General features: G+C 75.5%; 1 pseudogene. It reads left to right on the plus strand.

Annotated elements, in window-relative coordinates:
* Positions 1–469 (plus strand): annotated as a pseudogene (locus ACPUER_RS37135) (chemotaxis protein CheA); the annotation flags it as partial.

Genomic DNA, 469 nt, shown 5'->3' on the forward strand with positions numbered 1-469 from the left:
CTGCTGCCGAACCGGCCGCACCGGCCGTGGAGCCCGCCGCCGGCGGCGATCGCGCGCCCGATCATGTGGTCGAGCAGGCCGTCGCGGCCGCGCATCCGGCGGCCGACGCGGGCGAAGACGGCCCGCACCTGAAGATCACGCTGGCGGGCGTCGACGCGAAGGACCGGGAACTGCTCAGCGAAGAACTCGGCAACCTCGGCCGGATCGTCGGCCGCGAGGAAGCGGGCGACGACCTGACGCTGTGGCTCGAATCGGACGTGCCGTCCGACGACATCGTCGCCGTGTGCTGCTTCGTGATCGACGAAAGCCAGATCCGCATCGCGCACGGCACGGCGCCGGCCGCGACGGCGGCACCGGCTGCCGCGCAGGACGCCGCTGCTCCGGCCGCCGAACCGGCCGCCGCCGCGCAACCCGCCGCGCGGGTCGAGGTATTCGCGCCGCAGGCCGCCGCGCCGCAACAGGCCGCACC

The sequence above is a fragment of the Burkholderia sp. DN3021 genome, assembly GCF_049805555.1.
Classification (GTDB): domain Bacteria; phylum Pseudomonadota; class Gammaproteobacteria; order Burkholderiales; family Burkholderiaceae; genus Burkholderia; species Burkholderia pyrrocinia_C.